The sequence below is a fragment of the Cereibacter changlensis JA139 genome (assembly GCF_003034985.1).
In the GTDB taxonomy this organism is placed as follows: Bacteria; Pseudomonadota; Alphaproteobacteria; order Rhodobacterales; family Rhodobacteraceae; genus Cereibacter; species Cereibacter changlensis.
In genome coordinates, this window is sequence record NZ_PZKG01000442.1 from 1 (window position 1) to 409 (window position 409).

Here is a 409-nt window from a genome sequence, read left to right on the forward strand (position 1 = left end):
GCTCGGGCTGGCCGGCGTCGCCGCATTCTATCTGGTCGCCTATCGTCGGGTAGCCTTGCTTGGCCCGCTGTTCGACAGGCGTTCGCCCGAGGCCACCAGCGGCGCGTAGGAAGGCGGCAGATCCGGCGCGGGCGCGGCGGTCGACCGGGTGCGCAACGGCTGGTCGGTCAGCCAGCCAAGCCGGTCCGCCAGCAGCAACCAGAGGATCGCCAGGCAGGGAAAGATCAACAGGGCGGTCATCTGCTGTTCCTATCAGGTAAGGAGTTCGTTGAGAGCAACGTGGCGGGCGCGCATAAAGTTTCCTTCGTATCTCGATTGCGCCGAAAAATCGCATGGGCAGGTTAATGAAAGGTTCACTTCCAAGGCGGTTCGGGAGTTTTTTCGATCCCGCCCGGCTCTGTTGCACAAA

1 protein-coding gene is annotated in these 409 nt (G+C 62.6%); it reads right to left on the minus strand.

Going from position 1 to position 409, the window contains the following annotated elements; all coding sequences use genetic code 11:
- Positions 1 to 39: 39 nt before the first annotated feature.
- Positions 40 to 240 carry a hypothetical protein gene (locus C5F48_RS24570; protein ID WP_107666188.1) on the minus strand — a complete coding sequence of 67 codons (201 nt, stop codon included), beginning with the start codon at positions 238 to 240 and terminating at the stop codon, positions 40 to 42.
- Positions 241 to 409 lie beyond the last annotated feature (169 nt).